The 15,265-nt window shown below is 58.6% G+C and carries 12 protein-coding genes and 1 pseudogene; 8 read left to right on the plus strand and 5 right to left on the minus strand.

What is annotated here, in order from left to right; all coding sequences use genetic code 11:
- The first annotated feature begins 200 nt into the window (after nt 1–200).
- The 5 genes from J2Y63_RS32015 to J2Y63_RS32035 all read left to right on the plus strand — a co-directional run bounded on the left by J2Y63_RS32015 (nt 201) and on the right by J2Y63_RS32035 (nt 7,168).
- On the plus strand, nt 201–641 hold the full coding sequence (locus J2Y63_RS32015; protein ID WP_435269328.1) for a hypothetical protein: 441 nt from the start codon (nt 201–203) through the stop codon (nt 639–641).
- Nucleotides 642–1,270: 629 nt separating this feature from the next.
- A complete protein-coding gene (locus tag J2Y63_RS32020) occupies nt 1,271–4,708 on the plus strand; it encodes a response regulator (RefSeq protein ID WP_435269329.1) in 3,438 nt (1,145 codons plus the stop codon).
- Nucleotides 4,705–5,544 carry a CheR family methyltransferase gene (locus J2Y63_RS32025; RefSeq protein ID WP_435269330.1) on the plus strand — a complete coding sequence of 280 codons (840 nt, stop codon included), beginning with the start codon at nt 4,705–4,707 and terminating at the stop codon, nt 5,542–5,544. The genes J2Y63_RS32020 and J2Y63_RS32025 overlap by 4 nt, the downstream gene beginning before the upstream one ends.
- A complete protein-coding gene (locus J2Y63_RS32030) occupies nt 5,541–6,116 on the plus strand; it encodes a chemotaxis protein CheB (RefSeq protein ID WP_435269331.1) in 576 nt (191 codons plus the stop codon). The genes J2Y63_RS32025 and J2Y63_RS32030 overlap by 4 nt, the downstream gene beginning before the upstream one ends.
- Nucleotides 6,113–7,168, plus strand: a complete 1,056-nt coding sequence (locus tag J2Y63_RS32035) for a response regulator (RefSeq protein WP_435269332.1) — start codon at nt 6,113–6,115, stop codon at nt 7,166–7,168. Before J2Y63_RS32030 ends, J2Y63_RS32035 begins: the two co-directional genes overlap by 4 nt.
- A 555-nt stretch (nt 7,169–7,723) precedes the next feature.
- Here J2Y63_RS32035 and J2Y63_RS32040 read toward each other — a convergent pair.
- From J2Y63_RS32040 to J2Y63_RS32060, 5 genes are all read right to left on the minus strand, one after another.
- Complete coding sequence (locus tag J2Y63_RS32040; protein ID WP_435269333.1) at nt 7,724–8,758, minus strand: quaternary amine ABC transporter ATP-binding protein; 1,035 nt, start codon at nt 8,756–8,758, stop codon at nt 7,724–7,726.
- Entirely contained in the window at nt 8,751–9,638 is an 888-nt protein-coding gene (locus tag J2Y63_RS32045) for an ABC transporter permease (protein ID WP_435269334.1), read from the minus strand. Before J2Y63_RS32045 ends, J2Y63_RS32040 begins: the two co-directional genes overlap by 8 nt.
- A gap of 108 nt (nt 9,639–9,746) precedes the next feature.
- Nucleotides 9,747–10,748, minus strand: a complete 1,002-nt coding sequence (locus J2Y63_RS32050) for an ABC transporter substrate-binding protein (RefSeq protein ID WP_435269335.1) — start codon at nt 10,746–10,748, stop codon at nt 9,747–9,749.
- 67 nt (nt 10,749–10,815) lie between these two features.
- Nucleotides 10,816–11,685: a pyrroline-5-carboxylate reductase family protein gene (locus tag J2Y63_RS32055; protein ID WP_435269336.1), complete on the minus strand. Its 870-nt coding sequence runs from the start codon at nt 11,683–11,685 to the stop codon at nt 10,816–10,818.
- Nucleotides 11,624–12,253, minus strand: coding sequence for a TetR/AcrR family transcriptional regulator (locus tag J2Y63_RS32060; protein WP_435269337.1), 630 nt, complete (start codon nt 12,251–12,253; stop codon nt 11,624–11,626). The genes J2Y63_RS32055 and J2Y63_RS32060 overlap by 62 nt, the downstream gene beginning before the upstream one ends.
- 147 nt (nt 12,254–12,400) lie before the next feature.
- Here J2Y63_RS32060 and J2Y63_RS32065 point away from each other — a divergent pair, with 147 nt between their 5' ends.
- From J2Y63_RS32065 to J2Y63_RS32075, 3 genes and pseudogenes are all read left to right on the plus strand, one after another.
- A complete protein-coding gene (locus tag J2Y63_RS32065) occupies nt 12,401–14,437 on the plus strand; it encodes an FAD-dependent oxidoreductase (protein WP_435269338.1) in 2,037 nt (678 codons plus the stop codon).
- Between the two features lie 2 nt (nt 14,438–14,439).
- Nucleotides 14,440–15,045, plus strand: a complete 606-nt coding sequence (locus J2Y63_RS32070) for a dimethylsulfonioproprionate lyase family protein (RefSeq protein WP_435269339.1) — start codon at nt 14,440–14,442, stop codon at nt 15,043–15,045.
- Nucleotides 15,046–15,086: 41 nt separating this feature from the next.
- A pseudogene (locus tag J2Y63_RS32075) lies at nt 15,087–15,265 on the plus strand (S-(hydroxymethyl)glutathione dehydrogenase); the annotation flags it as partial.

Below are 15,265 nucleotides of genomic sequence, written 5' to 3' on the forward strand. Positions count from 1 at the left end.
CGTAGCCGAAACACGTCAAGAATTCCTGCACTCGCGGGTCCTATTCATGTGGCGCTCTCGCCGGCTTACTTGTGAACCTGATAAACAATTTACGTTCAGAACCTTCATCTCAAACCTTCCTGGATCGAAATAGGAGGTCTGTAGCGGAACCTACGGTCGATCTAGAGGTTAGTGAACAGCTCAACCTAGGGAGAATGAAAATGAAGAAGTCTGTTTCGATTACGCTCGCATCCTTTCTCGTCGTCGCCCCCATCGGCGGCTTTGCCTATTCGCAGGACACGTCCGGGGGCGACACCGGACGTGATACCGTGACGGAAAATGGCAAGACCGTCACGACCGACGGCTCTGATCCGACCGGACAGACCACTGAATCAAGTTCGAGTGGAGTAAATAACGCTGCAACAATGAGCAATGTCGAAGTTATCCAGCTTTCGACGCTCGAAGCCGACAAGAGTGCGAGCAGCGAAGCGGAGACGTTGAAGCTAAAGGCCAACGATCCCATCACCATGAAAAAGGTTCAGGATGAACTCGCGACGGACCAAGGACTGGTAGAGGCGCTTGCAGCGAAAAACGTCCAGATCCAGAACGTTATCGACGTCCAGACCTCTGCGACCGGCGGCAAGATTGTCTATGTAAAATAGCGCACAGACCTCGGTCCAAAACATCAATTCGCCCCGCGAAAACGTTCGTGGGGCGTTTTTTTGGTGCTCAACCCAATCCGACGCCAATGAGAACGCAGCGGTGCGGTGTTGATGGCTGGTGGCTCTTGATCGGAAAACAGCCTACAGTTGCGCGCGTGGTTATACACATTGATTGCGTGCCCTTCGCACGTCTGCACTTTCCACAGCAGACTGAGTTCCTGTGGAGCGGACGTCCGTGATTTCCGTTTCAGAGGGATTTCTTCCTATTTATGAGACGTCGGGGGAAGCACAACAGCAGGGGCTGCTGTGCGTCTACCCAGCCCGAACGCTTGAGTGGGATGGGCTAGTGGCAACGAAAATGAACGTCAAGCCTTCCTTAAATAAGAGGCTTGGTCCAAATAGGTTCATACGCATCACGCCTGGAAAGTTGGTCCACCGCCAAATATCGCCTATCGCTTCCACGACACATGTTTCTATACACAGAGGTATGTCTTTTATTATTGCGCTTCAGGGTGAGATCGGATGCAGGTGATAGGGAATGATCGGATGCGCCCTCGCGACAGGAACGCGGTGTTGGCCGCTCCACCCACGGTGATCAAACCTCCTCTCGACTTCCGGACTAGCACGCGATGAACCGAACGACCATGCCCAAACTGTCGAAGCGCGCTCTCGGCCTAGACCCAGGCGTTGCCCTTGGCCTCTCTGGAGCCGTCGTCTTTTTTCTTATTAGCGGATTTGTCGCCTACCTCAATTTGCAGTCGCTGAGGGAGGGTAACGACCGGATCATCCAGACACACATCGCCATCGTAAGCCTCGATGAACTGCTGTCACAGGTTCAGGACGCAGAGACTGGCCAGCGAGGCTACCTGCTCACCAACAACGAAAGCTATCTCAACCCGTATAACACGGCTCTTCGCGCGATTCCCACCAAACTCGACGAAATCGCCGAGAGGACATCGGAAAATCCCGGGCAATCTCAGAGATTGACGACGCTGCGGACCCATGTCGATGGCAAGCTGTTGGAGTTGGCGAAGACGATCGATCTTCGGCGCACCCAGGGTCTTGAACCGGCACTGGCAATCGTTAATTCGGATCAGGGCAAGGTCGAAATGGACGCGATCCGCGCGCAGATCGCTGCAATGGCTCAAGCGGAATCCGAAGTACGTGCGCGCCGGCTCGCCGACATGGCTGAAGCGCAGCGAAGAGCGTTCCTCAGCACAGTCCTGTCCGGCGTTCTCGGCATAGGGCTTACAGCGACCATCGCGTTCCTTGTCAGGCAGGCCACTCTCGCCCGCCGGCGTGACGATTGGCTGCAATCGGGAGAGGTTGGGCTGGCCTCCGTCATGATTGGCGACCAATCACTTGAACAGCTTGGCAAGAGCATTCTGGATTTTCTGGCACGTTATGTGGGTGCGGCCGCAGGCGCTGTTTTCACAGGGGATCGTCATGGCTATCAGCGGGCTGCTGTCTACGGAGTGCCTGAGGGCGCGAACATTCCTTTGCGCTTCAGGCTGAGAGAAGGCCTGCTCGGGCAGGCTGCCGAGGAAGGCAGATCGATTTTGATCGATCAGGTACCGGACGGCTACCTCTCGTTTGGATCAGCGTTGGGCCAGCACAAACCGACCCACCTCGCCATTCTACCTGGCACTGTCGATGGCAATGTGAATTCCGTGATCGAACTTGGCTTCCTGCGGCCGATCGACGAACATGTCGTAACGCTAATTGAGCGTGCGTCGGCCGCCATCGCCGTTGCAGTGCGATCGGCGATTTATCGCGACGAGCTTCAGAATCTCCTCGAAGAGACCCAGAGGCAGTCCGAGGAACTACAGACGCAAAGCGAGGAACTAAGGGTTTCAAACGAGGAGCTGGAAGAGCAAAGCCGCGCGCTCAAGGAGTCCCAGGTGCGTCTCGAACAGCAACAGGTCGAGCTTGAGCAGACCAACGCCCAGCTTGAGGAGCAGGCACAGCAACTGGAAACGCAGCGCGACGATCTAGAGCAAACAAACGCTTCTGTTCAGCTCAAGGCACGTGAACTGGAGCAAGCGAGCCAATACAAGTCAGACTTCCTCGCCAACATGTCTCACGAACTACGCACGCCACTGAACTCGTCACTCATCCTCGCGAAGCTCCTGGCAGACAATCCAGATGACAACCTAACGGATGAACAGGTAAAGTTCGCAAAAACCATTCAATCATCTGGAAATGATCTTCTGAATCTTATCAACGATATCTTGGATCTCTCAAAGATTGAGGCTGGCCACGTCGAAATCCGGCCGGAAGTCGTCCGGATTGACCGGCTGGCGCAAAATATTCGCCAGATCTTTCAACCCTTGGCGGCAGACAAGAAGCTCGATTTCGCCATTGCGATTGCACAGGATTGCCCGACAGCCATCGAGACGGATCCGCAGCGCCTGGAGCAGGTTCTGAAAAACCTGCTTTCCAATGCCATCAAGTTCACGGATTCTGGCCAGGTGAAGCTGTCGGTCGGTTTGGATGATAACGGCACCTTCGCGTTCGCGGTGACGGACACCGGGATTGGGATAGCGAAAGACCAACAGCGTAGCGTTTTTGAGGCGTTCCACCAAGCCGATGGGACGATCAGCCGCAAGTACGGGGGGACCGGGCTCGGCCTCTCGATCTCGCGGGAACTCGTCCGGCTTCTGGGGGGAAAGATTACGCTTGCAAGCGAGCCAGGACGAGGAAGCACGTTCACCGTCTCCGTTCCGGAAAGTTACGACCCGTCCAAGGTCGCCGCTCGCGACGAGCGAACTCCAACAATACCGGCGCCCCCGTCGAGCGAGGCGGCTCAGGTTCGATCGAGGCCCCTCACGCGGCCTACTCGCAAAATCGACGATGACCGGGATGCTCTGACCGATGCAAAACGACTTCTCTTGGTCATTGAGGATGACGACACGTTTGCGGAGATCGTTCGCGACCTTTCGCGCGAGATGGGATTCCAGTCGATCGTGGCCGGGACCGCTGAGGAGGCCATGCGTCTAGCGAAGGAGTTCATGCCGAGCGCGATTGTTCTTGATGTCGGTTTGCCGGATCAATCGGGTCTGGCCGTTCTGGACCGGCTGAAACACGATGTCGAGACCCGGCACATCCCCATCCATGTCGTCTCTGGATCCGACCATACCGAGACCGCCTACTCCCTCGGCGCGGCAGGCTACGCGGTCAAGCCTGTCACCCGGGAGGAGTTGGTCGATGTTCTGCGGAAACTCGAAGCGCGGCTTTCTCAGCGCGTTCATCGTGTCCTGATCGTCGAGGACGATGCAGTGCAGCGCGATGCCGTTGCAAAGCTGCTCGGCACGCAGGATGTCACGACGGTCACTGCCAGCACCGCTGCCGAATGCCTCGACCTTTTGCGCGAAGAGACTTTCGACTGCATGGTGCTCGATTTGTCCTTGCCCGATGCATCCGGCTACTCGCTGCTCGAGACCCTCAGCAAAGAAAGTGCCTATGCCTTCCCGCCGGTCATCGTCTATACCGGCCGGGAGCTCTCTGCGGATGATGAACAGAGGCTAAGCCGTTACTCCAAATCGATCATCATCAAGGGAGCCAAATCACCAGAGCGCCTTTTGGACGAAGTGAGCCTCTTCCTGCACCAGGTGATTTCCGAGCTTCCCGACGAGCAACAAAAGATGATCCGCAAGGCACGGCATCGCGATGCACTCTTGGAAGGGCGCCATATCCTCGTGGTCGAGGATGATATCCGCAACGTATACGCGCTCGCCAACATTCTCGAGTCGCGGGGCGCGGTCGTAGTGATTGCCCGCAACGGCCGAGAAGCACTGGATGCGTTGGAGAAGGCTTCCACGGATTCGGCTGCGAAAATAGACCTCGTGCTTATGGACGTTATGATGCCTGTCATGGATGGGCTCACCGCCACGCGGGAGATCAGGCGCAATACGGCGTGGAAAAAGCTACCGATCATCACACTGACCGCGAAAGCTATGCCAGACGATCAGCAGCGTTGCATTGACGCTGGCGCCAACGACTATATGGCCAAGCCCCTCGACGTCGAGAAGCTTCTTTCCCTCGTGCGGGTCTGGATGCCGAAATGAGCGAGGCAGCGCCGTTGGAGAAGGTCGAGGACATTGAGATCCGGCTGCTGCTGGAGGCAATTTACCTCAAATATCACTATGACTTTCGTAATTATGCGATGGCTTCCATCAAACGACGGCTCAAGCAGGCTCGGGAGCAACTGGGATTTGCCACATTCTCCGCTTTGCAGGAGAATCTCTTGCATGATCCAGAAATGCTGCCGCGGCTTCTACGGTTCTTGACTGTGCAAGTTAGTGAGATGTTTCGCGACCCGAGCTACTTCAGCGCCATCCGCGAGAAGGTCGTGCCGCATCTGCGCACCTACCCCTCGCTCAAGGTGTGGGTGGCTGGCTGCAGCGGCGGAGAGGAGCTTTACTCGCTCGTCATCCTGTTCCGTGAGGAAGGGCTTGAGGAGCGGACCATCTTCTACGCCACGGATATCAACCACGAGGCCCTGCAGGCTGCCGAAGCGGGCATTTTTGCGCTTGATCGGCTACAGCTTTTCACTGAGAACCACCGAAAGTCGGGAGGCAAATCCTCTTTATCCGATTACTATCAGGCGGCGTATGGGCGTGCCTCGTTCGACAAGACCCTGCGTCGCAACGTTGTCTTCTCCGATCACAGTCTGGTCACCGATGCGGTATTCGGTGAGATGCAATTCATCTCCTGCCGCAACGTGATGATATACTTCGACCGCGAGCTGCAAGACCGTGCGCTGGGTCTCTTCAAGGATTCTCTCTCTCGAAAGGGATTTCTGGGATTGGGGTCAAAGGAAAGCCTGCGTTTCTCCCGCCATGCCACATCGTTTGCAGACTTCGTCCGTGAGGAAAAAATCTACCAAAGGCGGGCAGCATGAACTCTGTTCCTGCGAGAGCCGTGGTAATTGGGGCGTCAGCCGGGGCGGTCGAGGCACTCTCGACGATCCTGCCGTCGCTTCCCGCTGGCTTCGAGCTTCCCATCGTCATTGTTGTTCATGTTCCACCGGACAGACGCAGCATCATCGCCGATCTCTTTCAGGCGAAGTGCCAGCTTGCAGTCCGAGAGGCTGAGGACAAGGAGCCGCTGGCTGCTGCCACGGTCTACTTCGCCCCGCCGGACTATCATTTGCTCATTGAGGCCGATCGGAGTCTGTCGCTTTCCAATGACGACCCGGTTCTGTACTCCCGTCCGTCGATCGACGTGCTTTTCGAGAGTGCTGCTGATGCCTACGGTCCGGACCTGGTCGCGATTGTTCTTACAGGAGCCAACCATGATGGAGCGAATGGTCTGCGTGCGGTGGTCGACGCTGGCGGTACTGCTATCGTCCAAAATCCAGACAATGCGTTCGCACCCGCCATGCCCGAAGCGGCGCTCGAACTGTGCCCCGAAGCGCGCGTCTTGCAGCTTCCGGCCATTGGCGACTATTTGAGAAGCGAGATGAGTCCATGAAGCCAGTTCCGTTCATTCTCGTCGACGATCTGGAAGAGAATCTGATCTCGCTTGAGGCCCTCCTTCGCCGCGAGGACCTGCTGATCCTCAAGGCTCGCTCGGGCGACGAAGCGCTGGAATTGCTGCTGCAGCATGATGTCGCACTTGCCCTCGTGGATGTGCAGATGCCGGGCCTCACTGGCTTCGAACTCGCGGAACTCATGCGCGGCAACGAACGGACGCGGCGAATTCCGATCATTTTCGTGACGGCCGGAAGCGCAGACGGGCAGCGTAGGTTCCAGGGATATGAAGCCGGCGCCGTGGATTTCATCCAAAAGCCGATAGAGCCGGGAATCCTCCGCAGCAAGGTAGACGTATTCTTCGAGCTATACCGGCAGCGCCAGCAACTGGCGGACCAAAGGGATGTTCTCGCTAGGCAGGCCGAAGCACTTAAAGACGCTGCGCGGCATAAGGATATTCTGCTGCGAGAAATCAACCACCGGATTAAAAACCTCTTCAGCTTGACAGCCGGATTGATTTCACTCAGCGCAAAGTCTGCCAACAATGTCAACGATCTTGTCAGCGAGCTTCGTTCACGTATGCAGTCACTGGCTCGCGCCCACGAATTGACGCTCCCTGAACTTGATGGAGAAAACCGCAGTCAGACGGCCACCACGGTCTCAACACTTCTCGAAGCACTTGTCGCTCCGCATGAAAACATGGAAGGCTCTCGTATCACCATCACAGGCACGGATGTACCTGTTAGCGGGAGCGCCTTGACGTCCCTTGCTCTGTTGCTGCACGAACTCACCACCAATGCAGCGAAGTACGGCGCGTTGTCCCGAACCACGGGTCATCTCGTCGTGGACGTGTGCTCTACAAACGGTTCGGTTCACCTCACCTGGTTCGAGGAGGGAGTACTGCGACCGCAAGAGGTGACCAACCGCGAGGGATTTGGCACCACGCTTGAGAAGGCCGTGCTGGAGGGGCTCGGCGGCGCGCTTCTGCGAGATTGGAAGCAGGAGGGACTTGTGATGACGATCACGATGCCCTTGGAGAAACTAGTCGAATAGCACGTGGCGGGCGTAGGCGGCCTCAGTATGAGAAAGGCAGCTTATTTTTGAGGCATCTTGCCGGTCACGCCCAAGGGGTTCACTCTATTCATAAGGCCAGCGAATAAACGTTATCGCTCCGCAAATAACTAGTCCCGCCAAGAGGCAAGGCAGTTTCGATTAGCAATTCTGTAACGGCCTATTGGAGGGTCGCCACTGTTCGCCTTGTCACGTTCCGTACTAGACAGCGAATATTGCTATCGAATGGATCTGTATTAGTCGCTTTTTCGCAGCAACTTCCAGGTTTTGAGTGAGGACCGAAAAATCCGCCTTAAGAGGGCGTCGGGAGGATCGATGTGAGACAGGTTTTTTCGCGGCTGCTTCATGACAAGCACTTCAGATCCTGCCAAGACCGTTTAGATACGGCCCCGTATTCTCTGTTCACTCGCGACGGGGCCGACGGACGCGCGTACTGCCCGTTTTTGCGATTTAATCCCATCCACAGACTGGACGATCTCTCGTCCTTTACGAAACGCACGATGACCGCCCTTTCGGGGCGGTCATTTTGTTTCGGCGCTAGCGGGTATTGACCATCGCGCCGGCAAGCTGCCGGACGTTGACGATGCCGAGGGTTTGACCGGTGAGGGAGACGACGACTCCCTCATCGAAGACGTCGCGCGACAGCATGCGCAGGGTGTCTTCGACAGTGGTGCCGGCGACCACTGTTGGCTTGCCTGAGACAGGCGTTGTCGCCGGCGTCATGACGGCCTCGACATGGACGACGCGGCCGCGGTTCACTTCCTTCACGAAGTTGGCGACGTAGTCATCGGCGGGGCGCAGCACGATATCCTGGCTGGTCCCCTGCTGGATGACCTCGCCGTCGCGCAGGATGGCGATCTGGTCGCCGAGGCGCAGCGCCTCGTCGAGATCGTGGGTGATGAAGACGATGGTCTTCCTGATCTCCTTCTGGAGATCGAGCAGCACGGTCTGCATATCGGTGCGGATCAGCGGATCGAGCGCCGAATAGGCCTCGTCCATCAGGAGGACGGGCGCGTCGTTGGCGAGCGCGCGGGCCACGCCGACACGCTGCTGCATGCCGCCCGAGAGCTGGTTGGGGTACTTCTCCTCGAACCCCTTGAGGCCGACGCGCTCCAGCCAGCGGATGGCGGTGTCGAGGCCCTTCTGGCGCGGGATGCCCTGGATCTCCAGGCCAAAGATCGTGTTGTCGAGCACGGTGCGGTGGGGCAGCAGCGCAAACTTCTGGAACACCATTGCCGTCTGGTGGCGGCGGAATTCGCGAAGCTCCGCCTCCGGCATCTTCACCACATCGACGCCATCGACGAGAACCTCGCCGGCGGTCGGATCGATCAGCCGGTTGATGTGCCGGATGAGTGTCGACTTGCCCGAGCCGGAAAGCCCCATGATGACCTGGATGCCGCCCGAGGGGATCTCGATGTTGATGTCGCGAAGCCCCAGAACATGACCATGCTTCGCGTTCAACTCCGTCTTGGTGAGGCCGTTCTTGACGGCTTCGATATGGGCGCCAGCATTGAGTCCGAAGATCTTGTAGAGACGGCGGATCTGGATGCCGCCGAAGGCATGATCAGCCATGGACGATCTCCCGGTGCTTCTGCAGGCGCTTGCCATAGGCCTGGCTGACGCGATCGAACATGATGGCGATGCCGACGATGGCGAGGCCGTTGAACATGCCGAGTGTGAAGTACTGGTTGGCGATCGCCTTCAGCACCGGCTGGCCGAGGCCCTGAACGCCGATCATCGAGGCGATAACCACCATGGCGAGCGCCATCATGATCGTCTGGTTGATGCCGGCCATGATGGTGGGAAGGGCAAGCGGCAGCTGCACCTTCAGAAGCTTCTGCCTGTTATCGGCGCCGAAGGCGTCGGCGGCTTCCAGCACGTCCTTGTCGACCAGGCGGATGCCGAGATCGGTGAGGCGGATCATCGGCGGGATGGCATAGGTGACCACCGCGATGAGGCCTGGCACCTTTCCGATGCCGAGCAGCATGACGACCGGGATCAGGTAGACGAAGCTCGGCATGGTCTGCATCACATCGAGGATCGGATTGATCACACGCTGCACGCGGTTGGAGCGAGCCATGACGATACCGATCGGGATGCCGATGGCAATCGACAGCACCGTGCAGACGAAGATCATCGAGATCGTCCGCATCGTATCGTCCCACATATCGAAGTAGCCGATGAGCAACAGCGTCGCGAGACAGCCGAAGACGATGCGCAGGTTGCGCGTGGCGGCCCATGCGATGGCAAGGATCAGCAGCGTGATGATAGGCCAGGGGGTCTTGAGCATGAAACGCTCTGCGGCGATCAGGAAATGCTGGAGCGGCGTGAACAGCCCCTCGATCACATCCCCATAGCTGCGGGTGAAGCCGCGGAAGGTTTCGTCGATGACCTTTTTGAGATCACGAAGCGATGCGTCATCCATGTGCGGGAATTTGTAAAACCAGTCCATTCGGTTCCCCTTTTTCGAAAGAGCCGATCCGTTCTTCTTGTTGTTCTTTCGGCATTGAAGGTGCGATGCGCGCATCGGCGCATCGCACACCGGGCCAGATACAGACGCTCAGAGAGCCGCTTCGATCTTGGCCGCGGCCTCTGGCGAAACCCAAGCCTTCCACAGGTCGGGGTTTTCAGTGAGGAAGTGCTTGGCACCGTCCTCGCCGCTGGCCTGGTTGTCGGTCATCCATGCCATGACCTGGCCCAGCGTCTGGTTGCTCCAGGAGCGCTTCGACAGATAGTCCATCACCTCGGGCCCAACCTTTTCAGAGAAGGGCTTGGCGACAAGCGTTACGATCGTATCGACTGGCCATGCATTCGGCTTCGGATCCGGGCAATCGGCAACCGTGTTGCAGCGTTTCCATTCGGCCGGGTCGTTGGTCACGCCAGCCTCCAGCTTGACCATCGGATACTTGCCGAGAAGCGCCGTGGGCGCCCAATAGTAGGTCGCGAAATTCGCCTTGCGCTCGTAGGCCTTGGCGATCGAGCCGTCGAGGCCCGCGGCCGAGCCCGTGTCGACCAGCAGCCAGCCGGCTTTTTCGCCTTCGAAGGCCTTAAAGAGCTGCGTGGTGACCACCGTGCCGCCCCAACCCTGCGGACCGTTGAGGAGTGCGCCCTTGCTGGTGTCTTCCGCATCGGGGAAGAGCTCGGGATGCTTCAGAAGGTCGGGGATCGTCTTGATGTCCGGATGGGCGTCTGCGACGTATTGCGGAATCCACCAGCCCTGCACGCCACCGTCGGGCAGGGGAGAGCCGACTTGAATGATACGTCCTTCTTCAGTTCCCTTCTTGACGACATCGGGAAGCAGATCGATCCAGGCCTCGGGGGCAATGTCCGGCTGGCCCTTTTCAGCCATCGAGGTGATGGTCGGCACGGTATCGCCAATGGTGATTTCGGCGTTGCAACCATAACCTTCATTGAGGATGATCTTGTCCAGATTGGAAATGACCTCGGCGCTCTGCCAGTTCATGCTGGCGATGGTAACGTCGCCGCAATCTGCCGCGTTGGCGATCGAGGCGCAGCCGAGCAAGCCGAGCGTAAGACATGTCGATGCAAGCAGTCTCTTCATTATCGTTCCCTCTGTATGCGGCATCTCTTGTTGAGCGGGGTGCCGCGCGAACCCGCCCCAAACGGTGCTAGGAGGTCTCCCCCATGCGGACCGATTTCTCGAATGCTGAAGATAGGCCGCGCTGAACCGCGATGCCGAAGCCGGCATCGGTCATCGCCTCGATCGCAGCCGCCGTTGTGCCGTGATAATCGAGGAAGGTCTGGACCGTTTCGGTGGGACAGTCGTCGCGCTGTTCCAGCAGCCGGCCGGCCCCGATGAGCACCGTGTTGACCGCCCGCTGGGCGATCTGGCGATCCAGGCCGTGCGCAATGGCATCGGCCATCATCGCTTCGGCAAGCAGCGCGGGAAAAGCAGGTCCTGAACCGGTGAGGCCGGTGAGATAGTCGATCTCACCTTCCGTCCGCACTTCGTCCTGAACCCCGCAGGCATCGAAGATCTTTCGGACGATAGCCCGGTCCGCTTCGGTGACACCGTTCGATGCAATCCATGGCGTGAAGGATTTGCGAACTTCTGCGGCCGCGTTTGGCAATGTGCGGACTGCACGCTGCGTCTGATGGTGCACGCAAAGCGCTGCGAGGCGGATGCCGGCCATGACCGACATAGCGAGCTTGCCCTTTAGATTGACGTTCAGATCAGGCCAGTCGGCCGGACGGACGGAGAGAACGATAACGTCCGAGCGGTCGGCGAGGTCCTGGTTGTCTGAAGTCCAGAAGGCGTTGGAGAAACGGTCCCGGCGTTCGCTGCGATAGGAGAGTGAGAGGTCCCGAGGTGCGACGATGCCGGCATCGAGCATGGCGGCGGCAATCTCTCCGCCCAGCCAGCCACTGCCGCCGATGATGCCAATCCTCAGAGCCCTGCCTGTTTCCACCGTAGTCCTAGTCCTGTTTATAGCCGTGGCGCGCGAAGAACCGGTCGAGTTCTCTTTGCTGCGGGACATTGCCGGTATAGATGGCGATGTATTCCGGAATACGCTTCATGCGCAGCGCCAAGTCCTCGGTGGACTGCATCGAAATGTATCCGATCTGGACCAGGTAGGTCGTGCGCGCACGCACGTCGGCCGGTCCTTCGTCATAGCCAAACCGCATGAACATGCGGCCGATTGCTTCCATCCTCGCTTCGTCGGCCTGCTGCACTTCGGCCTGGATTTCCTGCGACTGAAGCGCCCAGCTGCGGACCGCGAATTCGAACTGCGAGTCGAACAAGTCCTTGTTCACCCAGCAGTCGAAGACGTTCAGCATCGCTTCGGCAAGCGACTCCGCATAGGCCTCGGACTGCTTCACGAGGTTGCCGGTGTTCTTCTCCCTCCATCGCGAGATAAGCGCACTCAACAGTTCCTCCCGGTCCTTGAAGAACCAATAGAAGCTGGTCCGGGAAAGATTGAGCCGTTTTGCTAACGGCAGGATCTTCACCGAATCCACGCCGGATTCGAGCAGGGAGTCGTAGGCCGCTTCGAGCCACCCCTCGTGTGAGCCACGCCAGCCGCTGTCACTCATCGCCTGTTCCATAAACACCTCCTAACAAATCCATCGCGCCCTCACAAGCAAAATGTACATCAGTGTCAAAAATCTAAACTATGATGTTTTTGATCGTTGACACATATGTACATTCTCACCTAGCCTTGGCGTCAAAATCCTTAAACCGGAGCCCGCCGCATGTCGAACGATCCTCTTCTTCAGCCTTATCAACTGAAGCATTTGACGCTGCGAAACCGCATCATCGTCACCTCGCACGAGCCCGCCTATCCGGAAGACGGCATGCCGAAGGAGCGCTACCGTGCCTACACAGTCGAGCGGGCGAGGGGCGGCGTCGCGATGACGATGACCGCCGGCTCTGCAGCTGTGTCGAAGGACAGCCCGCCGGTCTTCAACAACCTGCTTGCCTACAAGGACGAAATCGTTCCGTGGGTGCGGGAAATGACCGATGCCGTGCACGAGCAGGGCGCGGCGATCATGATCCAACTCACCCATCTCGGACGGCGGACGCGTTGGGACAAGGGCGACTGGCTTCCGGTCGTCGCCCCCTCTCATCAGCGCGAAGCATCACACCGCGCTTTCCCGAAGAAGCTGGAAGACTGGGACATCGCGCGTATCATCAAGGATTTCGCCGATGCTGCCGAGCGCATGAAGGCCGGCGGTATGGACGGTGTCGAACTCGAAGCCTACGGCCACCTGATCGACCAGTTTACCTCGCCGCTCACGAATGAACTCGACGGCCCTTATGGTGGCTCGCTCGATAACCGCATGCGTTTCTGTCTTGACGTGTTCAGGGCGATGCGCGAGCGGGTAGGGGACGACTTCATTCTCGGCGTACGCTACACGGCGGACGAATGTCTTCCCGGTGGCACCGGACAAGCCGACGGCATCGAGATTTCCAAGCGGCTGCGAGACAGCGGCCTGATTGACTACCTGAATGTCATCCGTGGCCATATCGATACCGACCCTGGCCTTACCGACGTCATTCCCATCCAGGGCATGGCCAACTCACCGCATCTCGATTTTGCCGGCGAAATCCGTGCCGCGACGAACTTTCCGACCTTTCACGCAGCGAAGATTCCAGACGTTGCGACCGCGCGCCACGCGATCGCTGCCGGCAAGGTCGACATGGTCGGCATGACGCGCGCCCATATGACCGACCCGCACATCGTGCGCAAGATCATCGAAAAGCGCGAGGAAGACATCCGCCCCTGCGTTGGTGCGAACTACTGTCTGGACCGCATCTATCAGGGTGGCATGGCGTTCTGTATTCACAACGCGGCCACCGGTCGCGAGCAGACCATGCCGCACACCATCCCGAAGGCTGACATCCGCAAGAAGGTGGTCATCGTCGGCGCCGGACCCGCCGGTCTGGAGGCGGCGCGCGTCGCAGCCGAGCGGGGCCATGCCGTCGTCGTCTTCGAAGCGGCCAACAATCCCGGGGGGCAGATCCGCCTCACAGCGCAAAGCGAGAGACGCCGGGAGATGATCAGCATCATCGACTGGCGCATGGGACAGTGTGAGAAGCTCGGCGTCACGTTCCACTTCAACACCTGGGCGAACGCCGACACGATCGCAGCCGAAAACCCGGACGTCGTCATCATCGCGACGGGCGGCCTGCCGCACACCGAGGTTCTGTCGAAAGGCAATGAGCTGGTCGTTTCATCCTGGGACATCATCTCGGGTGATGTGAAGCCCGGCACGAACGTGCTGATCTTCGACGATGCCGGAGACCATGCGGGCTTGCAGGCCGCAGAGTTCATCGCGAAGACAGGTGCAAAGGTCGAGATCATGACCCCGGATCGCTCCTTTGCGCCGGAGGTCATGGCCATGAACCTCGTTCCCTACATGCGCTCGCTCCAGAAGCTCGACGTCACCTTCACCGTCACCTACCGGCTGGAAGCGGCCGAGAAGAGCGGTAACCAGATCATCGCTCATGTGGGCAGCGACTACGGTGGCGTGGCCAAGCAACGCACGGTCGACCAGATTGTCGTCAACCACGGCACCATCCCGCTGGACGATCTGTATTTCGAACTGAAGCGGGGTTCGAAGAACCTCGGCGAAGTCTCCTACGATGAGTTGCTCTCCGGCGCTCCGCAAACCGTCGATCGCAACCCCGAGGGGTCCTATCAGCTCTTCCGCATTGGAGATGCCGTGGCGGCACGCAATACGCATGCGGCCATCTACGATGCACTTCGCCTCGCCAAGGATATATGAAGATGTCTCGCAATGACGCTTTGCAGACCTTTCTCGACACGGCCTTCGTCGCATTCGATCGGTTTGCCCAAGACCAGCGGGCACGAAAATCGATCATGCAGATGTTTTCGAACCTGGAGATGCCGCAGACCGAACGCTCGGGAATTTCGAAGCGCCTTCCGGTTTGTCATCGTTATCTCGAAGGCGTGTTCACGACGAAGACGGAACAGCCGGTGCTCGACCTCCTGATCGAGCGGTTCAAGGCGCTGGAACCCCACCTCGAATGGAAGTGGCGGTCAACTTATGACGGCTCGGCCAGTGAAAACTTCCTCATGAGCCATGCGAACACGGTGATCGTCGGGCCGGGAGGGCTCGAGGATCGCGCAGACGTGTGGCTTGGTGCCACGTTGATGGCGCCGAATGTCCGCTATCCCGACCATGACCACGCTCCGGAAGAAACCTATCTTGTCTTGTCGGACGGCGAATTCATGCATGGCGACTCCGACTGGTTTTCGCCCGGCGTAGGCGGTTCTTTCTACAATCCTCCCGGGATCAGGCATGCCATGCGATCGGGCGAAAAACCTCTCTTCGCGTTCTGGGCGCTTCTGCCCGACCAAACGAAACACTGAGTAGGACGGCCGGTGTTGGCCGATCCCTTAGGGAGCAAACCATGGACGTACGCGCCGCCGTTGCCGTTCAGGCCGGAAAACCGCTGGAAGTCATGACCGTGCAGCTCGACGGCCCGAAGGCCGGGGAAGTGCTGGTCGAGGTCAAGGCCACCGGCATCTGCCACACGGACGAATTCACCCTGTCGGGCGCCGACCCGGAAGGCCTCTTTCCGGCGATCCT

This window comes from Shinella sp. BE166 (genome assembly GCF_051201095.1).
GTDB lineage: Bacteria > Pseudomonadota > Alphaproteobacteria > Rhizobiales > Rhizobiaceae > Shinella > Shinella lacus.